Raw genomic sequence first — 21,855 nt, 5'->3', positions numbered from 1 at the left:
TATCTATTATTTTTTATAAAATTTCAGAAGGTGAGAAAATAACCTTGTTGAGATATTAATTCCCAAAATCGAAGCAAAGATACCTGTCATTTTAAATGATTTGTTGTTTATATGACTTGAATTTCTCAACAAATACTTATATTGAATTAACAAATCACGTATTTCTTGGTTAAATAAATATGGCCTAGCGTAAGGAAGAATTGAAATATAAGAAATTGTAAAATAGGTGTTTAGGGCTTTACGTTTAACTTCAGATAATGACTTTTCATCAGATAAACCTCTACTAATTCCCTTAAGAGTATCTAATACATTTCTTTCTTTCACTACATTTGTTAAACTTCCAACTCTGTTCTGACGATACATATACTGAGTGCTATTAATTACAGAAAAACTTTCCATCATCTTCATTATTGATGAACAGTACAAACTATCTTCAGAGACTAAATCTTCAGGAAAACTTAACTCTTTATTAATTAATTCCTTAGAAATACATTTATTCCAATTAGGACCATTGAATAATCCAAAATTAGTAGCTTCGATTAAGTCGTTTAAACGAGAAACTGGAATCTCTTTAATTTCATTATCATAGTAATAACTATAACCAAAAATAACAACATCTACTAGTTGCTTATTTAGTTCACTAGCAACCTGATCTAAAAAGTAGATATCACTCCAAAAATCATCACCATCTAAAAATAAAATATAATCACCAACAACTTCTTTCATCCCTGTATTACGAGCTTTTGAAGCACCTCCATTAGATTGGTGAATTACATTAATTTGTTTAAATTGTAATGACAAATCATCAGCTATTTTACCTGTCTCATCTGTTGAACCATCATTTACAATTATGACTTCATAATTATCATATGTTTGTTTAAGAATACTCTCTACACAGTTTTCTAAATAATCTGCCACATTATATGCTGGAATAATGATAGAAAATTTCATGTCAATTATTTTTTCCTTCTAAAGATTGTATATGGATTTGTTACAAAATAAATTACTAGAGAAGCAAGTAGCCATGCTATCATCGCACAAAGAAATGATAATGAGGCTCCAAAAATTTCAAATTTCGACACTAGAGGCTTGGCAGTTAAGATTGACACAATATAGCCTACAATAAAGGAAATAACTAAAAAATGTTGTTTCCTAAATATTGTCAAAATGTTATCACATACAGTTGAAAAAGTACTTGCAATTCCTCCAAGCAACAAAACAACAAAACTAGTCTGATACTGTTTAAGGTTAGTCCCATATACAATATCCAAAGCTGGAATGGCTATAAAAGCACCAATTAGAAATATTAATGTACAAGTTCCAAATAAAATCTTGAAGAGATTATTCTTGTAAGTGACAAAATGAGAAATCTTCTTTTCTTCTAAAAAGACTGCAAGTTGCGTAATCATCGGTCTAAGAAATACAATCATAAGATTCATTGCAAAAATTGGTGTAAATAAAATACTAAAATCTCGCTGAACACCATTTCCAATCAAACCTTGATTAAAAATATCATTCAAAGCATACTTAGGCTGATTATAAATTGAGACCAACAAAAAAGCATTAATAAATAAAGGTAAGCAATCTTTCAATACATTGATAATATTACTCGGCTTAACACTCATAAGATTTAAGCGATGGAAGAACTTTGAATGAGGGTAATCGAATAGAGCAATAAAAACAAATGAACTAATAGTTTGTGAAATCACGGACCACAATAGATTTTTTGAGATGACTAGAGTTAAAGCAAATACAATTGTTGAAATAGTATTTCTCAAAAACAGTGATTTCCCGGCAATATCCAAACGTTCCTTCTGTTGAAATAATCCTTGAAAAACATCCGATAAAGCTTCACTAACACGGAAAAAAGATACCCAAAAAATTATCCCTATATTTGAGTGAGTATTAGTATTAAAAATTAAATACGTCACTAAAAGAAGAACCATTGCAACGTTTGAAATAATCCTTGTTACGAAATAAGTATCAAAAGAATACTTCTCTCTTATATCTGTTGCTTGGAAATCTCTAACTTGAAAACTTGCTACAATAACAAAGAGATTCGCAATCGCATAGGCAAAACTATAGGTATCCGCTGAAGCACTATTTAAAGCACGTGTAACAATAAAAAGAAGTATAACTGAAACAGCAGCTGAAGACATACTTCCTAAAATATTCCAGAAAAATACCTTTTGGGCAGTTACTTTTTTCAATTATTTCACTCTCTTTCGATAACTATATTCCATTAATTATATCATATTCTCAATGAAAAAAGAGAGAACAGCATGACACACGTTCTCTCTTTTAACTTAAAAAGCTCATTAAGTATTCTTATTTCACTTCTTGTTTGTAAAACTCTTTCAAAGCATCTTGCCATGTTGGGATGACAAACCCTGTAGCCTTAGCCTTAGCCAAACTCATTGTTGAGTTAAGTGGACGTTTAGCTTTAGCTGGGAATTGGCTTGAATCAACAGGTTTCACTTCAACATCAGTATCTTTAAGGATTTCAACCGCAAAGTCATACCAAGTTGTATCTTCTGCTGCATCATTTGACAAGTGATAGTAACCATATTCCTTACGGTTTTCAGCCAAATAAGTCATAAATTCTGCCAAAGTACGTGTCCAAGTTGGACGACCATGTTGGTCATTAACAACTGTAAGTGTCTTATGAGTCTTGGCAAGATTTTGCATGGTGAAGACAAAGTTCTTACCATAGTTACCGAACACCCAAGCTGTACGGATAATGTAGTAGCTTGAAACATGTTTTTCAACTAACTCTTCACCCATACGTTTTGTACGACCGTACTCTGTCTGTGGATCTGGTTTGTCATCAACTTCCCACTCTTGACCGACTGGTTTTTCACCATCGAAAACGTAGTCTGTTGAAATATAAACTAGCGTTGCACCATGTTTTTCAGCAGCCTTAGCGACATTTTCAGTACCTGTCACGTTGATAGCATAGTCAAGCTCTTTACCTTCATCTTCAGCAGCATCAACAGCTGTGTAAGCAGCACAGTGATAAACCAAGGTTGGTTTTACTTCCGCAAAAACTTCATCTACTTTGGCAGCATCTGTGATGTCCATTTCTGCCACATCTACTGCTACATATTCTTCGTTACGTTCGTCAAGAAGGTGACGAAGCTCAGTTCCGAGTTGCCCATTTGCACCTGTTACTAGAATCATATTTTTCTCCTTGTAATTTTCATTAATAGCACTTTAATTTTATCAAAAAAAGCAGAAAAAATCTGCTTTCATAAAATATAATTTATCATTTCATCACGACAAAAAGTTCATTATCTTTGGTATAAACATTATACATTTTGGTTGTTTCTAATTGTTTATACTCTGAATTTACTGTAGTTGCATCAAATGGTCTAAAATCAACATTTAATTTTGTGATTGCATTAAATCTCATAGTCATATCCCACGAAACATTAGTATTAGGCATAATTAAACTACTAATCATTGGATAGACCAAGGTCGCATTTTCATAAATAGGGGAATTAGCAACAAAACGATTAATATTGACCACATTATTGTTATCATTCAGATACTTGTTCAAACTATTTCCTAGCATAGCACTTTGTACTTCAAGTGTATTATTTTGTTGTTTTAAATTGCTTACATAAATAAATGAAAAAGCAAGGAAATAAAAGATAAGTAAACTAGAAAATACAGATTTTAAAATATTAATAATCTGGTTTCGATTAGTTATTCCTAAAGAAATAACTAACACAATGGACGCAAAGATTCCCAATCCATATTCATATCTGGGTCTCAACAAATAAAATTGTTCTGAAAGTATTAAGTAACTTCCATAACTCAAAATACTTCCTAAACCTAACCAAGCAAACGTAAAAGCTAACGCTACAATTTTCTTTTGCCTACTGCTACTAACTATATTAAACACTAATAAGATAAGTATTACTAGGAATAAAAGAATCCAAACTTTCGAGCTTTGAAGATAAATATTTTTCAGATAACCTTTAGCATTCGCAAGCATAATACTAGGAAGATGTAATAAACTTGGTATTTTTCCTTGATCAGCAAAAATTGGTGGCTTGATAGTAATTTGTATTTTATATAAAGCCATGCCCCCAACATAGGATAAAACTGAACAGATTAAACTCTTTATATTCAATTTACCGCTGTAAACTACCTCTAAAAAGAGCAGTGTGAGCGTCATTAGAATATATATTCCCGATGATGCTTGGTATGAATTACACATAAGATAAATACATACAACTGAACATACGCTAAATAATTTTCTAGACTCCCAGAAGATAAAAGGAAGTATTGACACTAAAATACTTAGTGACATAAATGGGTTGTCAAACCTAAAGCTCAAAGGCTCTAAAAACCAAGGATTTATTCCAATTACAGTTGAAGCTAGGGCTAAAACTGGAGTAACCTTTTTCGATGGAAACAGTACAAACAATAATATCGTGCTTGCAAATGTTAATATGAAGGCTGTGATAATATTTGTAGTCAGCCCAGGATCCGTTAAATGAGCACCACCTTGAATAAGACGTGCTGAGAATTCACTCAAATATCTAGAGTAATGTTCAGAAAATCCTGTATAACCCAGAATTTGACGGCCTATATCATCAATGTACGGATACTCAGCTAAGCTGATGTTTATGTTAACTAAAAGATAAACACCTAAGATAAGAGATAAAACAAATTTATTTCTCTTGATATAATCCTTTAAGTTATGAAACACTCCTAAAAACTCTCCACTCATTCCTTCACCCTTTTTCCTTAACAATATAAACCGGTCGTTTCTTGGTTTCTAGGAAAATCTTTGAGATGTAGTTCCCGATGATTCCCAAGGCTAAGAGTTGGATTCCTCCGATAAAGAGGATGATTGAGACAAGGCTTGCCCAGCCTGCAACACTCCCACCTATAGTTAGTTTTCGGATAACGACAAAGACAATTCCAACCAAAGAGATTAAGAATGAGAAGGTTCCTGCCCATGTGGCAAGCTTCAACGGTACTTCGGAGAAGTTGATAAAGCCATCAAGTGAATAGCTCAATAGGCTCCAGAAAGACCATGAGGTTTCTCCTGCCACACGTTCACGATTTTCATAAGAGACGTAGGCCACATCAAAGCCGACCCAAGAAAAGAGCCCTTTTGAAAAGCGATTCACTTCCTTAAGCTCAAGGATGGCGTCAACAACCTGACGCGTCATCAAACGGAAATCACGTGCCCCGTCTACCATTTCTGTGTCAGAAACTTTATTAATCAACCAATAGAAGACCTTAGCAAAGAGTGAACGAATAGGTGGCTCACCCTTGCGGTCTGCACGTCGTGTCCCGACAACGTCGTAACCTTCTTGTATTTTGGCATACATCTCGATAAGAAGTTCAGGTGGATCCTGAAGATCGGCGTCCATCACTGTGACGTAGTCGCCTTGGGCTGCCTCAAGTCCAGCAAGTAAGCCTGCTTCCTTCCCGAAATTACGAGAGAAAGAGAGATAGTGGACATTCTCAAATTGTTTTGAAACCTCTCTCAAAACCTCTAAGGTGCGATCTTTTGAACCGTCATTGACAAAATAATAGTTGAAAGTCAACTGATTGGCCATTTGTCGTTCAACTGCCTGACAAGCCTCTAAAAAAGGATGGATGGTCTCTTCCTCGTTATAACAAGGAACAACGATAGCCAGTGTTTTCATAAGCCTTCTCCTAACGAATACCTAGGGCGATACGGGCATAGCGGCTCATCTTTTCGATAGTCCATGCTGGTGTCCAGACTAACTTGACCTCAGTCTTAGTGACTTCAGGCACTTCTTTCATAGCGTCATAAATTTGGTCTGTCAAAAGATCTGCCAAAGGACAGCCCATAGTCGTCAAGGTCATATCGATTTCAGTATAGCCATCTTGCTGGAAACGGATATCGTAAATAAGGCCAAGGTTGACAATATCAATCCCCAACTCAGGGTCAATAACCATTTCTAAGGCTTCCAAGATACGATCCTTGATTTTTTCAATTTCTGCTTCAGTGTATTTTACTTCAGACATAGCTTTTCCTCCAAAATCAGGGCCTAATAATCAGGCCCCTTCCATTTACTATCTTAGTCTTCAATAAAGTCTTTAAGTTGTTTACTACGGCTTGGGTGGCGCAATTTACGAAGGGCTTTAGCTTCAATCTGACGAATACGTTCACGAGTGACGTTGAAGACTTTACCAACATCTTCCAAAGTACGCATCTTGCCATCATCAAGACCGAAACGGAGACGAAGAACATTTTCTTCACGGTCTGTAAGGGTATCAAGCACTTCGTCCAATTGTTCACGAAGAACCACACGAGTTGTGTAATCTACTGGATTTTCGATAACTTCATCCTCGATAAAGTCACCCAAATGGCTATCATCTTCTTCACCGATAGGTGTTTCTAGAGAAACTGGCTCTTGAGCAATCTTAAGGATTTCACGAACCTTATCTGGAGTCATATCCATACGTTCAGCGATTTGCTCAGGAGTTGGATCTTGTCCCAACTCTTGCAAGAGGTTACGTTGCTCACGCACCAATTTATTAATAGTTTCAACCATGTGAACTGGGATACGGATGGTACGTGCTTGGTCTGCGATAGCACGAGTGATTGCTTGACGGATCCACCATGTCGCATAAGTTGAGAATTTGAAACCTTTAGAGTAGTCAAATTTATCAACGGCTTTCATAAGCCCCATGTTACCTTCTTGAATCAAGTCCAAGAACTGCATACCACGTCCCACATAACGTTTAGCGATTGAGACTACCAAACGAAGGTTGGCTTCTGCCAAACGTTGTTTAGCTTCCAAGTCACCATTTTCAACAGCGATAGCCAATTCTTTTTCCTCTTCGTTACTCAAGAGAGGCACTACCCCAATCTCTTTGAGGTACATACGAACAGGGTCATTGACCTTAGCTGAGTTTGAACCAAGAAGCTCCTCGTCTGTCAACTCTTCTGGTTTTGGGGCTTCAACAACATATTTAGATGAAGGATTTCCGTCCTTATCAGTGATAGAGATACCACCGTCTGTCAAACGTTCCAAAAGGTCATCAATCCCATCAGCATCAAGAACAAATGGGATAACTAGTTTTTCTGTGACTTCATCATCAATTGCTGTACCAGCTTTTTTGTGGTTACGAATGAAATCAGCGACTTGAACGTTAAATGCTGTATTTTGTTTTTTCTTTGCCATGTGTTACTCCATATCTCGTTTTTGGGCGATGAGCATCTGCAGGGCTTCCACCGCTGCATCCACATCACCGTGGTTACTTGATTCTCTTATTTGTTTACTTTGCTTACGAAAGTCCTGTTCCCTCAAAAAATGATTTCTACGCTCTTCGATAGCCTGAACTTCTTCAAGACTAGTTTCAGGTGGTAAAATCTCCTCTAAAACCTGATAATAGGCTGTTTGCACCTCTTGAGAAAGTAGAGACAAAGCTACGGTATCAATCTGACCATCTTGTTTCAGAATATGATAAAGCTCCTCTAACTCAGGTGTTTGGAAGAAAAACTCCTCTCTCATGCGATAGTCATTCAAAATCATAGGATGATTAAGCATACGATGGAAGAGTTGATTTTCCGCCCGACGAAGACCTGTAATCTTAGGTGTAGAAGGTAGTTTGACCGTTCCTCTGAATCCTGACGCTGAAGACTCATAAGCACTATTACTAGCAGCCGATAATTGAGCCGTCTGCTGATTCCTCATGGTCAACCGTTCATTATTGACCGCTTGCTCGACTTGAAAAAAATCAAAGTCTGGCAAAAGGTCAGCCACCTTAGAAATGTAGGAATTTTGTGCCGTCACAGAAGGTGACTTGGCAATAATCTTAGCAATCTGCTCAACATAGGCAATCTCTGCTTGAAGATTGTCTACATTAGCAGGTTTTAGCTGCCCAATCCAAAATTCCACATCTGAAATGCGGGACTCGACCAAAAGTTTCCCCAAAGCCTCTTCGGATGTTTTCTGTAGATATTCATCAGGGTCCATATTGTCTGGAATTTTAACAATATCGACTTGAAAATCCGATAAAAGCTCAAGAGACTTGGCGATTGCATTTTGCCCAGCCTTATCACCATCATAGGTCAGAACAATTTTCTTGGTTAACTTACGAAGACGATTAACATGCTCAGGGGTCAACGCCGTCCCCATAGAAGCCACAGCATTAACATGCCCAGCCCTATAGGCAGCAATGACATCCATAAATCCCTCCATCAGATAGACCTCATGGGTCTTCTGAATCACCGGTTTAGCCTGATCGAGGTGATAAAGTTCATAAGACTTATTGAAAATACGGGTAGCCCTTGTATTTTTGTACTTGGCTTGTCCTTTTTCAATATCGTCCTTAGTCCAAACACGCCCTGAAAAACCGATAGTCTTTCCAAACTCATTTTTAAGCGGAAACATGATTCGATTTTTAAAAGTATCGAAAAGACGATTACTTTCAGAAAGATTAAAAAGACCTGATTCTGTCAGCACCTCTTCATCATATTTTTTTGATACAGACTGATAGAGATAATCTGGTTCGTCAGGGGCTAGACCAATCTGGAAGGTCTTAAGTAAATCGTCAGTCATACCACGCTCATAGAGGTAGGCACGTGCTGCTTCTCCTATCTTGGTCGTCATCAGAACAGCGTGATAAAACTTAAGCGCATCCTCATGAAGATCATAGAAGGCTTGATTAGGAGAATTCTGCTGCTGAGCCTGTCTTGGTGCGTCTATCGTAACTGCAATACCTAAGCGGTCTGCCAGAACCTTGACACTTTCTTGGAAAGAAATCTGACGGTATTCCTCTAAAAATTTGAAGACATCCCCAGACTTTCCACAACCAAAACAATGGTAAAACTGTCTGTCCTCAATAACATTAAATGAGGGGGTTTTCTCCTTATGGAAGGGGCAGAGACCCAGGTAATTGCGACCTGCACGATTAAGACTGACAACTTCGCCAATCACGTCGACGATGTTGGTACTGCTCTTAATATCTTCTATTAAAGCTTTATCAATCACCATCTAATCGCCCCCTATCTTACCATAATTGCATTACCCCTAATTATAACACGATGAAAAATGAAAGTAAAATAAAATTGATTTTTCATGAGCAAATACCTTGTCAAGATTTACAAAATCAGATAAACTATTAAAAGTAAATAAAAGAAAGGATTCATTGTCAAAATGATTAAAGAACTTAAAGACTTTTTGTTCAAGGGTAACGTCCTTGATCTTGCTGTAGCTGTTGTTATGGGGGCTGCTTTCAACGCTATCATCACTTCACTTGTAAGTGATATCATCACTCCACTTATCCTTAACCCAGTTGTTAAGGCTGCTAACGTTGAAAACCTCTCTAAATTGTCATGGAACGGTATCGCATACGGTAGCTTCTTGAGCGCAGTTATCAACTTCATCATCGTTGGTACTACTCTCTTCTTCGTTGTTAAAGCTGCTAGCAAAGCAACAGCTCTTAGCAAAAAAGAAGCTGAGGATGCTGCTGAAGCAGCAGGTCCATCACAAGAAGAATTGCTTGCTGAAATCCGCGATCTTCTTGCAAACAAATAATCTTTATTTGTTCAACTAAAGACATATGAAACTCAAGACGTCTGAAATCTCAGACGTCTTATTTTTTTGTACCTCAGGACTACTAACTGACTTATTTATTCGATGAAAAGAAAAAAACTTGAGTCTTCTCAAGTTTTTTTCTGTTAATTTCATTCTTAATTAGAATTTTTTACGTTTGCGAGCTGCCTCTGATTTACGTTTACGTTTTACAGAAGGTTTTTCGTAATGTTCACGTTTACGAGCCTCTTGAAGAGTACCAGCTTTAGTCACAGAACGTTTGAAACGACGAAGAGCGTCGTCAAGTGATTCGTTTTTACGTACTACTGTTTTTGACATTGAATTCACCTCCTCAAGATAATGTAACATTTTACACGTTCTATTCAAGTATACAAGACTCGCCTTTTTCTGTCAAGAAATATATTTAAGTTTAGGAATTTTTGCTATTACAGTTGACTTCTAAGTCTACTAAAACTATCCAAGTTTTTTCCTATACAAAAACTAGAGGAGGCATCTCCCCTAGCTACTGATTTATTCAACTGCTGTGTATTTAGAAGCATCCTTGATGTACTCGTCGTAAGTACCATCTGCTTTCAATTTCTTGACGACTTTGTTGACTACTTCTTTCAATCTTTCGTTGCCTTTAGCCATAGCGACTGCTTTTGCATCGCCATCATCAACTTTGAGGGCAACGCTTGCCAAAGCCAAATCTGAATTTTGTGCCACGTAACCTTCTGCTACTGGTTTTTCAAGGTCAACAGCATCAACTTGGCCAGATTTCACCTCGTTAATCGCCTCACCCATTGCTGTAAGTGATACGACTGTTGAATCTTTCAATTGTTTCTTAGCAAGGCCTTCTTCAATGGTACCTTTTTGAACTGCTACTTTCTTACCTTTGAAAGCATCAAGACTTGAGTAAGTAGACTCTTGATCTTTGCGAACGATGATAGCATTTTGTGTTTCGTAGTAAGGATATGAGAAATCAAAGGTTTTCTTACGTTCGTCTGTTACTGAGATACCTGAAATAGCAAGATCAGCCTTACCTGATTGAAGGCTAGAAAGGACATTGTCAAAGCTCATTGTTGTAACTTCAAGCTTAACACCGAGTTCATCAGCGATAGCTTGTGCCAACTTGATATCTGAACCAACTACTTGGTCTTTACCATCTACCAAAGTTTTGAACTCAAATGGAGCATAGTCTGGGCTGACAGCCACGACAAGTTTTTTATTTTCTTTAATGGATAAGTAAGCATCCTTTTTTGACCCACAAGCTACTAAAGTCACAGTAGCAAGGAGAGCCATAGCCCCAAGGAAAAGTTTTTTCATTTTCATAAGAAACTCCTGTATAAATATAATTTTTCGCTTGTTATTTTACTTAAAATTAGTAGCATTGTCAACATTTATTAAGAAATTGCGACAATTTTTCTAAGCCCTTTTGAAGAACTTCCTTGTCACAGCAATAACCGATGCGGACATGAGACTCCTTGTCAAAACGGTTACCTGGAACCACAAGAACACCATAGTCCTGAAGAAGCTCCAAAGCAAAATCTTCGATAGGACGATTCACATCTAGTTTGACGAAAGATGTGGAAACACTGGCAGGTCTAATCCATGACGCCTTAGGTTCCTTAGCAATCCATTCATCCATAAGAGCTAGATTTTCCTCTACAATCTGACGATTACGCTCTAGGATGGCTTCTTTATTTTCCAAGACAAGGGTAGCCACCATATCATCAAAGACACCCGCACAAATCATCGTGTAGTCACGGTAGTCACGCAGAATGTCCGCCACCTCTGTGTTAGAAGCAACCCAACCCACACGAATACCAGGAATGGAATAGGTCTTTGACAGACTATTGACGGCAATGCCCCTTTCATACAAATCCACAATAGAAGGCGTAGGCTGGTCAAAACTGAGATAGACCTCATCTGAGAAGATATAGGCGTCTACTTCTTTAGCGATAGCCACCAGCTCCTCGAGGTAAGCAGCGTCCATAAGGGCACCGGTAGGATTGTTGGCGTTGTTAATACAGATCATCTTGGTATTAGGGCGAATCAGACGACGGAGTTGGTCCAAATCAGGCAACCAGCCCTTGTCCTCTTCAACCTCCCAGAGATCCACGTCTGCCCCTAGCGACTTAGGAATGTCATAGAGCTGTTGATAGGTCGGATACATGGAAATGACATGGTCGTCAGGCTCAATAAGAGCGTAAAGAGCTAGCATCGTCGCTCCTGTAGCCCCATTGGTTTGGAGGATATTATCAACCGGCATGTTCTTGTATAAGCTAGCCACTTGAGTCTTGAACTCTGGTGACCCCTCAATCCAGCCGTAATCCATCTTTTTCTTTAGTAGTTGGGCAAAAAAGGCGTCCTTATCAAGGCCTGACAGGTCAAATAATTCTTCCATTGTGAGGGCCTTAATTGAAACTCCTGCGATATCATATATGGCAGATTTTTCATGGACATTAAGCCATTCTTCAACACCAAAACGTGGTAGCTTCATAGTTTCTCCTTGCTTTTCTTAAGCACTCTATACGATGTCATTTGTCTATTTTGACAGACTTACCTACTTTGATAATAACTGTTTTTAGCAGAGAATTCAATAAAAAATGGGGTATTGCCCCATTTAGATTTAAGAATTTTTGGCGACTCCCCTTGAGTGAGCAAAGCCAACACCAAACGAGACTTTCCGTCGTTGATGAAAGCACCTGAAATTGACTCGTTTCGGGTGCTCAGAAGTTTTAAATTTACTTACTTTGTTTGTAGGTTGATGCTTCTTTTAACCATTGGTCAAATTTTCCAGAGTCCTTAGTCTCTTTGATGACGGCATTGATTTCTTTAAGCAAGTCATCCGAACCTTTACGTGTTGCGACGGCATAAGCATCTGTGCCATCTGACTTGAGATTAAAGTTGGCAAGGGTTAAATCATCATTTTGAGCGATATAACCTTCTGCAATGGCCTTCTCAAGTACAACTGCTTGAAGCTGTCCTGACTTGAGTTCGTTAATCATTTCACCATTCGAAGCTAGTGATACGACACTTGCCTTAGGGATTTGTTTCTTAGCAACGGTTTCTTGGACAGACCCTTTTTGCGTACCGACAGTTTGTTTTGCGAGACTATCAGTGCTTGTGTAGTCATTTACCTTGTCTTTTTTGACAATCACTACATTTTCTGACGTATAGTAGCTATCTGAAAAATCATAAACTTTCTTACGTTCGTCTGTCACCGAAATCCCAGCAATGGCGATATCAGCTTTACCACTTTGCACATTAGCAAGAACATTATCAAAAGACATCACGGAAAATTCAACCTTTACACCAAGTTTTTCACCGATAGCTTTGGCCAACTCGATATCTGCTCCAACCAGCGTATCTTTGCCGTTAACCAATGATTTGAACTCAAAAGGCGCAAATTCAGATTCTGTTGCCACGACAATTTTCTTCTTTTCCTTAATCGTTTTGGGACTTACTCCCTGACTTCCGCTACAAGCAACTAGAAAGCACGTGGCGACTAGAGCTGTAAGGATAAACCAAAATTTCTTCATATAATAACCCCTTATTTAGTAGAGCTCTTAAGTGAAAGAGCATAGGCATCTTTAACATAGCTGTCAATCTTACCTTCTTTTTTGAGTTTAGCGATAACCTTATTAACCTTTGCTTTTAGCTTATCGCTTCCTTTAGGCATTGCGACGGCATAGGCATCTTTTGAATCAGACTTGAGCGTAATGTCTGACACAGCTAAGTCACTGTTTTGGTCTACATAACCTTGTGCAATGGCTTTTTCAAGAACCACTCCTTCAACTTGACCAGATTTCAATTCATTGATAGCTTCACCAGGTTGTGCCAAGGATACCACATTAGCATCTGACAAGTTGGCTTTGGCGATACTTTCTTGAATAGAACCTTTTTGAACGGCTACAGATTTTTTAGCAAAATCACCGGTTTGTTTGTAAGTTCCTGTCGCATCTTTTTTGACAACAAGAACCGTTTCAGACTCATAGTAGGTATCTGAGAAATCAAAGATTTTTTGACGTTCTTCAGTGGCTGAGATTCCGGAAATGGCGATGTCTGCCTTACCAGATTGAACATTGGCTAAGACATTATCAAAAGACATTTCAGAGAATTTAACTTTTACACCAAGCTCATCTGCAATGGCCTTAGCAATTTCAACATCTGCCCCAACAATCGTATCCTTACCATTTTGGATTGTCTTGAATTCAAAAGGAGCAAAGTGTGGATTAAGAGCAACTGTCAAAGTTCCTTTATCTTGTACCTTTTCCAAAGTGTCCTTCGACGAAGAACAAGCTGCTAAAGTCGTCAAAGCAAAGATCCCTGCAAATCCCAACAAAAGTTTTTTCCATGTTTTCATAATCAATCTCTTTTCTATATTTATTAACTTATGTAAGTATAATAATGTATTATTATGCATTTGTCAATGAAAAAATGAACTTTTATTGATTAAAGTTTTCATTTTTATTAATTTTATCGTCATTACAAAATCTAAAAATTACTTATTTAAAGCTCTCCTATCTGATTTTAACGACAAAAAAACTATTCATTCATTTGAATAAATAGTTCATATTCTTACCAAAATTCTCGGATAAAGTCATTTTCGAGTCGCTCCCGATAGAAAAGTTCTGAGAGATTGTCTTCTTCAAAGACACGTAGCAGATTGAGCATGTCATAAGCTAAATCCATATTAGCTACCTCCTCTCGAGCAACCCAACGAACTTCGCCTTCCTCTGTTGAATGGATTTTTCCTTCAAAATCCGAAGTTCTATAAAGGAATACTAGATAACGCTCATCATCTGTCGTGTAAAAATGCTTCATACCAACTAATTTAGGGTTTTTGATGGTCAAGCCAGTTTCTTCTTCAACCTCACGGATAACTGATTCTACCAGACCTTCATGTGCTTCGATATGGCCACCGGGTAGGGCTGCTCCCGACCAGTAATAACGCTTTGGATCGCGGATTTGCATGACGATATTTCCACGGCCATCTTCGATGAGACACATATTGGTTAAAATAGTTGCTTGTGAACGTGACATATATTTCCTTTCTTACTTATAATGCCTAAGTGATGTAACTAGCCTTAATCCATACTCTTCAGCTCAAGAACCATATCACGGATTTGAGCCGCCAATTCAAAGTCAAGCAGTTCTGCTGCTTCGTGCATTTGTTTTTGAAGTTTCTTGATGGCTTCTTGGCGTTCTTTCTTGTTCATGGCACTGTAGTCCACAGTATCCTCTGCTACTTCTGCTTCATTAGCCTTGGTAATCGAAATAAGGTCACGAATTTCTTTCTTAATCGTTTGTGGAACAATGCCATGCTCCTTATTATAGGCCATCTGGATTTCACGGCGACGAGCCGTTTCATCCATGGCCTTCTGCATAGACTCTGTAATCTTATCCGCATACATGATAACGTGACCTTCGCTATTTCGAGCAGCACGTCCGATTGTTTGGATAAGTCCACGTTCATTACGAAGGAAGCCTTCCTTATCAGCATCCAAAATAGCAACCAGACTAACTTCAGGAACGTCAATTCCCTCACGAAGAAGGTTAATACCGATAAGAACATCAAAGACACCCAAACGTAGGTCACGGATAATCTCAGTACGCTCTAGAGTCTTAATGTCAGAGTGCATGTATTTGACCTTGACCCCCATTTCCTTGAGATAGTCAGTCAAGTCTTCAGCCATCTTCTTAGTCAAAGTTGTTACAAAGACACGCTCGCCTTTTTCAGTACGAGCATTAATTTCACCAAGGAGGTCATCCATTTGACCCATAGTTGGACGAACTTCGACTTCTGGATCAAGAAGCCCTGTCGGACGGATGATTTGCTCAACGACAGTCTCAGTCTGCTCCATCTCATAATCGCCTGGGGTAGCAGAAACATATACAATCTGATGCACATGACTCTCAAATTCTTCACGTCGAAGTGGACGGTTATCAAGCGCTGATGGCAAACGGAAACCGTAATCAACCAACATCTTCTTACGGGCCTGGTCTCCGTTATACATTCCCTTAATCTGACCCATGGTCATATGACTTTCATCAATCATGATAAGGAAATCTTCTGGGAAGAAATCAAGCAAGGTGAACGGTGGCTCGCCTTCTTTACGTCCATCCATGTGGCGTGAGTAGTTTTCGACACCATTGGTGTAGCCCATCTCACGAAGCATTTCAACATCGTATTCTGTCCTTTGGCGGATACGTTGAGCCTCGATGAACTTACCCTCAGCTTCAAATTGCTTAACCTGAGCTTCCATCTCTTCCATAATATTCTTGATGGCTTCTTCCATATGCTCTTCATTGGTCATAAAGTGAGTCGCCGGGAAAAGAACAAGGTGCTCAACTTCACCGAGATTGCGTCCTGTCAAACTTTCAATCTCACAGATGCGGTCAATCTCATCACCGAAAAATTCCACACGAAAGGCGTGCTCATCACGGCTGGCAGGAAAGATTTCGACCACATCACCACGTACACGGAATTTCCCACGTTGGAAATCAATGTCATTTCGCTCAAACTGGATATCAACTAGGTCATTTAGCAGCTTGTCTCGAGAAATCTCTTGGCCTGGTCGAAGGCTGACTGCTGAATCGGCATATTCTTTGGGCGAACCCAAACCGTAAATACAAGAAACGGAAGCCACAACGATAACATCATTACGCTCAAGGAGAGCCGATGTCGCTGAGTGACGGAGCTTATCAATTTCATCGTTTACAGAGCTGTCCTTTTCGATATAGGTATCTGATGACGGTACATAGGCCTCTGGCTGATAGAAATCATAGTAGGAAACGAAGTATTCCACAGCATTGTCTGGGAAAAATTCCTTGAACTCACCATAAAGCTGACCTGCCAAGGTTTTATTGTGGGCGATAACCAAGGTTGGTTTATTGACGCGCTGGATGACCTGACTCATGGTATAGGTCTTACCTGTCCCTGTCGCCCCCTTTAGGATTTGAGCCTTCTCACCACCTTCAATATTGTCTACCAAGGCTTCGATGGCCTGAGGTTGATCCCCAGAAGGTTCATATTTAGAAACCAAATGGAATTGGTTATCTTCTTTTCTATCTATCATTCTTTTTCCTTTCATTTATGTAATCATTCATCTCTTGGTCGGAGAAGATTTCCCCACTTGTAAGCGGAATTTGAATCATTCGCATCTTAGCGACATAGGCACGTTTCTTCCGTGATTGATGACCAAGTTTTTTGTCATAGGTAACAGCTGTCTCACCATTTTTGAAGAAGATAAGCAACACCTGATATCTCTTTTTATCATCAACCTCGGCATCATAGTCGAAGACATGCTCGATGCGTTTCAAAGAATATCTCACTGTCGAAGAGCGTCCAATATCCTCCATCCGTGTTGACCAAGCTTTCTTGACAAACTCAATCTCGGATAGGGGAATGTCAAAGGTTTTACGTCCAAATGCTTGGCCGTAGTAGGTCAAAAAATGGTCATTAAGTTCCAAGAGTTTTCCATGACCTTTGAGATTTACGACACCGTCTATGAGAAGAACAATGGAGAATAAGAGCCAAAATAAAACAATGATAGCAAGAAACTGCTTGACTGGATTTTCACGGAGAGAACCTCTAATGAGCTCAGGACAAAGAATCCATAAAGACAAGACGGAAAATATAAAGCCAACCACTATTTTCAATTTCAACATGACCCTATCAAGCTTAACTATCATATTGTCCCCTCCAAGTGTTTCTTCTATTTTAACACAGAAGTAAAAAGACCGAGTCTTTGAACTCAGCCTTAAAAGTTTTCTTTCTTCAATTGTAATCGAAGGATGATGATACCTACCAACAGAACCACACAGGTAACGATATTCCCTTCTAGGCCAAAGGCCCCACCTGACAACCAATCAGGCACGCCTGACCTGGCCTGAAAGTGCAATAAGCTGCCACCTGCATTTTGTCCACTAACTGACACGCCAACTAGATTTCCTTGCGCAAAGTTCCAAGCACCGTGAAGAGCCGCTACACCCCAGATATTATCTGTCTTGAGCATGTAAAGAGCCATGAGAACACCCACTAGAACAATACTGATGAGAGACAAGGCGGTAACTCCTTGATTTCCCAAGTGTAGCATCGAAAAGAGAGAACTTGAAATAGCAATTCCCCAAGAAAGGTTCAATCTATTAGTCACCGTCTGAAGCAACCAACCACGTGTCACCAGTTCCTCGGTTCCACCTTGGATAAACCAGAAAGGTATTAGGGATAGTATATATAGGATTGTTCTCTGAGAAAAGTCCACTTTTACAAATTCTAACCCTCCAAGTAAATAAGTTCCAAGGAAACTCACTAACAAGAGTAGAGTCCCAAATCCCCACCCCTTAAGCAAGTTCAACCAAATATGCCCCTTGAAAAATCCAAGTGTACGAATGGGACGTTTTTCAACAACTTTAACCCAGAAAAAGATAGCTAAGGCAGTGAAGGCAAAACTTCCCAACTGAAAATACAAGGTTGAAAATATTTTATAGTAAATCGAATGTATATCCTGAAACTGAATGTTGCCATTTAATACTAAGAACGAAAGAACAATAGCCATTGGAATTCCCACAACAATCCCTGATAGAAATCCACTTATAAGGAAATAACCAAAGGCAATAAAACAGGACAGCATAATCATAAGCCAACTTGGGACTTTATCATATAGGCTAGTATATTTCTCAAGCATACGTTTCTTCATTTTTTTAGCTCCTGTAACAAATCTTACATGTATTCGATTACAGTGTAACTAATTGACACAAGCTTGTCAAATTCTTCTAAAACTCTTCTCACATCTAACGAACCTTGTTACATTTCCTAACATCAAACTCCAAGAAGTTTGATAAGAAGACCTTTTTTTGATAGAATAGGAAGGTATTTTATAAAGGAGACTTTTTATAATGAAGAAAAAACTTCTGACACTCTTCTTGAGTGCCATGTCAGTTTTCTTTGTTTTCGGAGCTAAGGTATCTGCCGAGACTATCTCAGTCGTTTCAGATACAGCCTATGCCCCATTTGAATTCAAAGATTCTGATCAGACCTACAAGGGTATCGACGTTGATATTATCAACGAAGTTGCCAAACGTAAAAATTGGGACGTTAACCAAACCTTCCCTGGTTTCGATGCAGCTGTCAATGCTGTTCAATCAGGTCAAGCTGACGCCCTTATGGCCGGTACTACTGTTACCGACGCACGTAAGAAGGTCTTTACTTTCTCAGACACTTATTACGACACCTCAATTGTTATCTACACACGTAGTAGCGATAAAGTCAGCGACTACAAACAATTGAAGGGTAAAACAGTCGGTGTTAAAAACGGTACCGCTGCTCAAACTTGGCTTGATAAAAATGCTAGCAAATATGGTTTCACTGTTAAAACTTTTGACACTAGCGACTTGATGAACAATAGCTTGGATTCTGGTTCTGTTGATGCAGCTATGGACGACACACCAGTTGTTAAATACGCTATTGGTCAAGGAAAAGACTACGCTATCAACATTAAGCCTGAATCTATCGGTAGCTTCGCTTTCGCTGTTAAAAAAGGTGGAAAACACGAAGATCTTATCAAAGATTTCAACGAAGCTCTTAAGGAAATGAAGAATGACGGCACCTACGACAAAATCATGAACAAATGGTTGGGTGACTCATCAAAATCTTCTTCATCAAAACCTTCAGCAGATCTTAAATTGACTGGTGATGCCAACGCAAAAGCCACTCCTGCTAAGGAAACCTACACTATCTCAATGGACTCATCTTTTGCTCCATTCGAATACCAAAATGGTTCAGGTAAATATGTAGGTATCGATGTCGATATCATCAATGCCATTGCTAAAAACCAAGGTTTCAATGTCAAATTGACAAACCCTGGTTTCGATGCATCACTTAATGCTGTACAATCTAGCCAAGCTGATGCCGTATTGGCTGGTATGACCATCACTGATGCTCGTAAACAAATCTTTGACTTCTCTGATCCTTACTACACATCAAACATTCGTTTGGCTGTAGCTAAAGGAAGTAAGGTTAAATCTTACAAGGATCTTAAAGGTAAGACTGTAGGAGCTAAAAATGGTACGTCATCTTACTCATGGTTGGAAGACCATGCTGGTGAATATGGCTTTACTGTTCGTGCTTACGATGAAGCTTCTACTATGTACGACAGCTTGAACTCTGGTTCAATCGATGCTCTTATGGATGATGAAGCCGTTCTTCTATACGCTATCCAACAAGGGCGTAACTTTACAACACCAATTGAAGGTATTGCCACTGGTGAAGTCGGCTTTGCTGTTAAAAAAGGTGCTAATCCTGAGTTGATTGAGATGTTCAACAATGGTTTGGCTGCTATCGTGAAAGATGGTACTTACGATAAGATTATCAATAAATACCTCGATAGCAACAAATCAAAAGAAGGAAGCACAAAAAAAGCTACCGATGAAACAACCATCGTAGGCTTGATTAAAAACAACTACAAACAACTTCTCCAAGGTCTTGGAATTACCCTTGGTTTGACCCTTCTTTCATTTGCTATTGCCATGATTATCGGTGTTATCTTCGGTATGATGGCAGTTGCACCAAACAAGACACTTCGTGTGATTTCACAAGTCTTTGTTGACGTGGTTCGTGGTATCCCATTGATGATCGTTGCAGCCTTCATCTACTGGGGTATTCCTAACTTGATTGAAAACATCACTGGTCACCAGTCACCAATCAATGACTTCGTGGCAGCAACAATCGCCCTCTCACTTAACGGTGGTGCTTACATTGCCGAAATTGTGCGTGGTGGTATTGAAGCTGTCCCTATTGGTCAGATGGAAGCCAGCCGAAGCTTGGGTGTTCCTTACAATACAACAATGCGTAAGGTCATCTTGCCACAGGCGGTCCGCTTGATGTTGCCAAACTTCATCAACCAATTTGTTATCTCATTGAAAGATACGACTATCGTATCAGCTATCGGTTTGGTTGAACTTTTCCAAACTGGTAAAATCATCATTGCTCGTAACTACCAATCATTCCGTATGTATGCAATCTTGGCCATCCTTTACTTGGTCATCATCACATGCTTGACGAAATTGGCTAAACGACTAGAAAAGAGACTTAAATAATGGCTGAATTGAAAATCGATGTGCAGGACTTGCACAAATCATACGGCGACAATGAAGTCCTTAAAGGCATTGACGCCAAATTCTACGAAGGTGACGTTGTATGTATCATCGGTCCTTCAGGTTCTGGTAAATCAACCTTCCTTCGTACCCTTAACCTACTTGAGACAGTGACATCTGGTAAAGTAGTCGTTGATGGCTATGAATTATCAGACCCTAAGACAAATCTTGACAAAGCCCGTGAAAATATCGGGATGGTCTTCCAACATTTCAACCTCTTCCCACACATGACAGTCCTTGAAAACGTAACATTTGCACCTGTTGAACTTGGACGTATGAACAAGGAAGAAGCTGATAAATTAGCTATGGATCTTCTTGATCGTGTTGGACTTGCTGACAAAGCCGATGCTACACCTGATAGCTTGTCAGGTGGACAAAAACAACGTGTGGCAATTGCACGTGGGTTGGCGATGAATCCTGATATCATGCTCTTTGACGAACCTACTTCTGCCCTTGACCCCGAAATGGTCGGAGACGTTCTTAACGTTATGAAAGAATTGGCAGAGCAAGGTATGACCATGATTATCGTTACTCACGAAATGGGATTTGCCCGTCAGGTAGCCAACCGAGTAATCTTTACTGCGGACGGTGAGTTCCTCGAAGATGGTACGCCAGATCAAATCTTCGATAACCCACAACACCCACGTTTGAAAGAATTCTTGGACAAGGTTCTAAACGCTTAATCATCACAACAGTTACTCTTGCTAGAGTAGCTGTTTTTGATTACCAATTTGGATAAGAAAAAAAACAGAGCAAGTGCTAGACTTGCTCTGTTTCTTCATTTAATTCAGGGTGTTTTGCTGCTTCTTCTCTAGCCAAACGTTCACGCTCAAGACGGAGTTTTCGGTTAGGATTTAAGCGTGTAAAGAGTTCCTCAAGTTTCTTTGGATTCCAAACATCGGCCGCAGAAACAAAGTTCCCATCTTTATCCCTGAAGGATATCGGTTTATCTCCCATTGTAAACCTCTTATTTCAATATTTTTATATTTCACCGACTTTGCGCAGTTAGTGAGGTTGATAGGCAATCCGCCATAGCGGCTGCCGTAGACTATCAAGTGCTTGGCACTTAGAGAGTCTTGCACGGTCACGACACGAAGGAAAGTCGGTCGATTATACCGACTTTGCGCAGTTAGTGAGGTTGATAGGCAGAACGCCATAG

Annotated in this window: 21 protein-coding genes; 3 read left to right on the top strand and 18 right to left on the bottom strand. The window is 39.1% G+C overall.

The window, feature by feature from the left end; all coding sequences use genetic code 11:
* Positions 1–6 precede the first annotated feature (6 nt).
* The 8 genes from H7U04_RS05825 to dnaG all read right to left on the bottom strand — a co-directional run bounded on the left by H7U04_RS05825 (position 7) and on the right by dnaG (position 8,996).
* Complete coding sequence (locus tag H7U04_RS05825) at positions 7–951, bottom strand: glycosyltransferase family 2 protein (RefSeq protein ID WP_003094727.1); 945 nt, start codon at positions 949–951, stop codon at positions 7–9.
* Between the two features lie 5 nt (positions 952–956).
* Complete coding sequence (locus H7U04_RS05820; protein ID WP_060971817.1) at positions 957–2,210, bottom strand: polysaccharide biosynthesis C-terminal domain-containing protein; 1,254 nt, start codon at positions 2,208–2,210, stop codon at positions 957–959.
* Positions 2,211–2,328: 118 nt separating this feature from the next.
* Positions 2,329–3,180: a dTDP-4-dehydrorhamnose reductase gene (gene rfbD / locus H7U04_RS05815; protein WP_060971816.1), complete on the bottom strand. Its 852-nt coding sequence runs from the start codon at positions 3,178–3,180 to the stop codon at positions 2,329–2,331.
* Positions 3,181–3,265: 85 nt separating this feature from the next.
* On the bottom strand, positions 3,266–4,741 hold the full coding sequence (locus tag H7U04_RS05810) for a glucosyltransferase domain-containing protein (RefSeq protein ID WP_060971815.1): 1,476 nt from the start codon (positions 4,739–4,741) through the stop codon (positions 3,266–3,268).
* A gap of 4 nt (positions 4,742–4,745) precedes the next feature.
* Entirely contained in the window at positions 4,746–5,672 is a 927-nt protein-coding gene (locus tag H7U04_RS05805) for a glycosyltransferase family 2 protein (RefSeq protein WP_060971814.1), read from the bottom strand.
* Positions 5,673–5,682: 10 nt separating this feature from the next.
* Complete coding sequence (locus H7U04_RS05800; protein WP_002884757.1) at positions 5,683–6,018, bottom strand: metal-sulfur cluster assembly factor; 336 nt, start codon at positions 6,016–6,018, stop codon at positions 5,683–5,685.
* Between the two features lie 53 nt (positions 6,019–6,071).
* A complete protein-coding gene (gene rpoD / locus H7U04_RS05795) occupies positions 6,072–7,181 on the bottom strand; it encodes an RNA polymerase sigma factor RpoD (RefSeq protein ID WP_002884252.1) in 1,110 nt (369 codons plus the stop codon).
* 3 nt (positions 7,182–7,184) lie between these two features.
* Positions 7,185–8,996, bottom strand: coding sequence for a DNA primase (gene dnaG, locus H7U04_RS05790; protein WP_002886808.1), 1,812 nt, complete (start codon positions 8,994–8,996; stop codon positions 7,185–7,187).
* A 162-nt stretch (positions 8,997–9,158) separates the two neighbouring features.
* On the opposite strand from dnaG, the gene mscL reads away from it, so the two are divergent.
* Complete coding sequence (mscL, locus tag H7U04_RS05785; RefSeq protein WP_037611854.1) at positions 9,159–9,539, top strand: large conductance mechanosensitive channel protein MscL; 381 nt, start codon at positions 9,159–9,161, stop codon at positions 9,537–9,539.
* Positions 9,540–9,698: 159 nt separating this feature from the next.
* On the opposite strand, the gene rpsU is transcribed toward mscL, so the two are convergent.
* The 9 genes from rpsU to H7U04_RS05740 all read right to left on the bottom strand — a co-directional run bounded on the left by rpsU (position 9,699) and on the right by H7U04_RS05740 (position 18,241).
* Positions 9,699–9,875, bottom strand: coding sequence for a 30S ribosomal protein S21 (gene rpsU / locus H7U04_RS05780; RefSeq protein WP_002884573.1), 177 nt, complete (start codon positions 9,873–9,875; stop codon positions 9,699–9,701).
* Positions 9,876–10,067: 192 nt separating this feature from the next.
* Positions 10,068–10,862 (bottom strand): transporter substrate-binding domain-containing protein, encoded by a 795-nt coding sequence (locus tag H7U04_RS05775; protein WP_037601831.1) that lies wholly within the window; start codon positions 10,860–10,862, stop codon positions 10,068–10,070.
* 67 nt (positions 10,863–10,929) lie between these two features.
* Positions 10,930–12,039 carry an aminotransferase gene (locus tag H7U04_RS05770; protein ID WP_060971813.1) on the bottom strand — a complete coding sequence of 370 codons (1,110 nt, stop codon included), beginning with the start codon at positions 12,037–12,039 and terminating at the stop codon, positions 10,930–10,932.
* A gap of 244 nt (positions 12,040–12,283) precedes the next feature.
* The gene (locus H7U04_RS05765; RefSeq protein WP_002884336.1) at positions 12,284–13,081 is read right to left on the bottom strand and encodes a transporter substrate-binding domain-containing protein; all 798 of its coding nucleotides are present in this window, start codon (positions 13,079–13,081) and stop codon (positions 12,284–12,286) included.
* An 11-nt stretch (positions 13,082–13,092) separates the two neighbouring features.
* Positions 13,093–13,905 (bottom strand): transporter substrate-binding domain-containing protein, encoded by an 813-nt coding sequence (locus H7U04_RS05760; protein WP_014632791.1) that lies wholly within the window; start codon positions 13,903–13,905, stop codon positions 13,093–13,095.
* 215 nt (positions 13,906–14,120) lie between these two features.
* Positions 14,121–14,585: an 8-oxo-dGTP diphosphatase gene (locus H7U04_RS05755; protein ID WP_060971812.1), complete on the bottom strand. Its 465-nt coding sequence runs from the start codon at positions 14,583–14,585 to the stop codon at positions 14,121–14,123.
* Between the two features lie 44 nt (positions 14,586–14,629).
* Positions 14,630–16,621 carry an excinuclease ABC subunit UvrB gene (uvrB, locus tag H7U04_RS05750; protein ID WP_060971811.1) on the bottom strand — a complete coding sequence of 664 codons (1,992 nt, stop codon included), beginning with the start codon at positions 16,619–16,621 and terminating at the stop codon, positions 14,630–14,632.
* Positions 16,611–17,237 carry a hypothetical protein gene (locus H7U04_RS05745; RefSeq protein ID WP_060971810.1) on the bottom strand — a complete coding sequence of 209 codons (627 nt, stop codon included), beginning with the start codon at positions 17,235–17,237 and terminating at the stop codon, positions 16,611–16,613. Before H7U04_RS05745 ends, uvrB begins: the two co-directional genes overlap by 11 nt.
* A gap of 68 nt (positions 17,238–17,305) precedes the next feature.
* The gene (locus tag H7U04_RS05740; protein ID WP_060971809.1) at positions 17,306–18,241 is read right to left on the bottom strand and encodes a CPBP family intramembrane glutamic endopeptidase; all 936 of its coding nucleotides are present in this window, start codon (positions 18,239–18,241) and stop codon (positions 17,306–17,308) included.
* 199 nt (positions 18,242–18,440) lie between these two features.
* Between H7U04_RS05740 and H7U04_RS05735 the strand changes: the two genes are divergently transcribed.
* Both H7U04_RS05735 and H7U04_RS05730 read left to right on the top strand, forming a co-directional pair.
* Positions 18,441–20,639, top strand: coding sequence for an ABC transporter substrate-binding protein/permease (locus tag H7U04_RS05735; protein WP_060971808.1), 2,199 nt, complete (start codon positions 18,441–18,443; stop codon positions 20,637–20,639).
* Entirely contained in the window at positions 20,639–21,379 is a 741-nt protein-coding gene (locus H7U04_RS05730; protein ID WP_060971807.1) for an amino acid ABC transporter ATP-binding protein, read from the top strand. The genes H7U04_RS05735 and H7U04_RS05730 overlap by 1 nt, the downstream gene beginning before the upstream one ends.
* A 76-nt stretch (positions 21,380–21,455) precedes the next feature.
* On the opposite strand, the gene H7U04_RS05725 is transcribed toward H7U04_RS05730, so the two are convergent.
* Positions 21,456–21,653: a hypothetical protein gene (locus tag H7U04_RS05725; RefSeq protein WP_002884415.1), complete on the bottom strand. Its 198-nt coding sequence runs from the start codon at positions 21,651–21,653 to the stop codon at positions 21,456–21,458.
* Positions 21,654–21,855: the final 202 nt, after the last annotated feature.

It is taken from the genome of Streptococcus sp. 22.1 (assembly GCF_016648645.1).
GTDB lineage: Bacteria > Bacillota > Bacilli > Lactobacillales > Streptococcaceae > Streptococcus.
The sequence above is the reverse complement of the archived record's forward strand: the minus strand, read 5'-3'. Positions and strand labels throughout refer to the sequence as shown.

Excerpts from the sequence above, each read along its gene's own strand:
- H7U04_RS05825 (WP_003094727.1), bottom strand. The coding sequence starts at position 951 with ATGAAATTTTCTATCATTATTCCAGCATATAATGTGGCAGATTATTTA.
- rfbD (WP_060971816.1), bottom strand. The coding sequence starts at position 3,180 with ATGATTCTAGTAACAGGTGCAAATGGGCAACTCGGAACTGAGCTTCGT.
- H7U04_RS05810 (WP_060971815.1), bottom strand. The coding sequence starts at position 4,741 with ATGAGTGGAGAGTTTTTAGGAGTGTTTCATAACTTAAAGGATTATATC.
- H7U04_RS05805 (WP_060971814.1), bottom strand. The coding sequence starts at position 5,672 with ATGAAAACACTGGCTATCGTTGTTCCTTGTTATAACGAGGAAGAGACC.
- H7U04_RS05800 (WP_002884757.1), bottom strand. The coding sequence starts at position 6,018 with ATGTCTGAAGTAAAATACACTGAAGCAGAAATTGAAAAAATCAAGGAT.
- rpoD (WP_002884252.1), bottom strand. The coding sequence starts at position 7,181 with ATGGCAAAGAAAAAACAAAATACAGCATTTAACGTTCAAGTCGCTGAT.
- dnaG (WP_002886808.1), bottom strand. The coding sequence starts at position 8,996 with ATGGTGATTGATAAAGCTTTAATAGAAGATATTAAGAGCAGTACCAAC.
- mscL (WP_037611854.1), top strand. The coding sequence starts at position 9,159 with ATGATTAAAGAACTTAAAGACTTTTTGTTCAAGGGTAACGTCCTTGAT.
- rpsU (WP_002884573.1), bottom strand. The coding sequence starts at position 9,875 with ATGTCAAAAACAGTAGTACGTAAAAACGAATCACTTGACGACGCTCTT.
- H7U04_RS05775 (WP_037601831.1), bottom strand. The coding sequence starts at position 10,862 with ATGAAAAAACTTTTCCTTGGGGCTATGGCTCTCCTTGCTACTGTGACT.
- H7U04_RS05770 (WP_060971813.1), bottom strand. The coding sequence starts at position 12,039 with ATGAAGCTACCACGTTTTGGTGTTGAAGAATGGCTTAATGTCCATGAA.
- H7U04_RS05765 (WP_002884336.1), bottom strand. The coding sequence starts at position 13,081 with ATGAAGAAATTTTGGTTTATCCTTACAGCTCTAGTCGCCACGTGCTTT.
- H7U04_RS05760 (WP_014632791.1), bottom strand. The coding sequence starts at position 13,905 with ATGAAAACATGGAAAAAACTTTTGTTGGGATTTGCAGGGATCTTTGCT.
- H7U04_RS05755 (WP_060971812.1), bottom strand. The coding sequence starts at position 14,585 with ATGTCACGTTCACAAGCAACTATTTTAACCAATATGTGTCTCATCGAA.
- uvrB (WP_060971811.1), bottom strand. The coding sequence starts at position 16,621 with ATGATAGATAGAAAAGAAGATAACCAATTCCATTTGGTTTCTAAATAT.
- H7U04_RS05745 (WP_060971810.1), bottom strand. The coding sequence starts at position 17,237 with ATGATAGTTAAGCTTGATAGGGTCATGTTGAAATTGAAAATAGTGGTT.
- H7U04_RS05740 (WP_060971809.1), bottom strand. The coding sequence starts at position 18,241 with ATGAAGAAACGTATGCTTGAGAAATATACTAGCCTATATGATAAAGTC.
- H7U04_RS05735 (WP_060971808.1), top strand. The coding sequence starts at position 18,441 with ATGAAGAAAAAACTTCTGACACTCTTCTTGAGTGCCATGTCAGTTTTC.
- H7U04_RS05730 (WP_060971807.1), top strand. The coding sequence starts at position 20,639 with ATGGCTGAATTGAAAATCGATGTGCAGGACTTGCACAAATCATACGGC.
- H7U04_RS05725 (WP_002884415.1), bottom strand. The coding sequence starts at position 21,653 with ATGGGAGATAAACCGATATCCTTCAGGGATAAAGATGGGAACTTTGTT.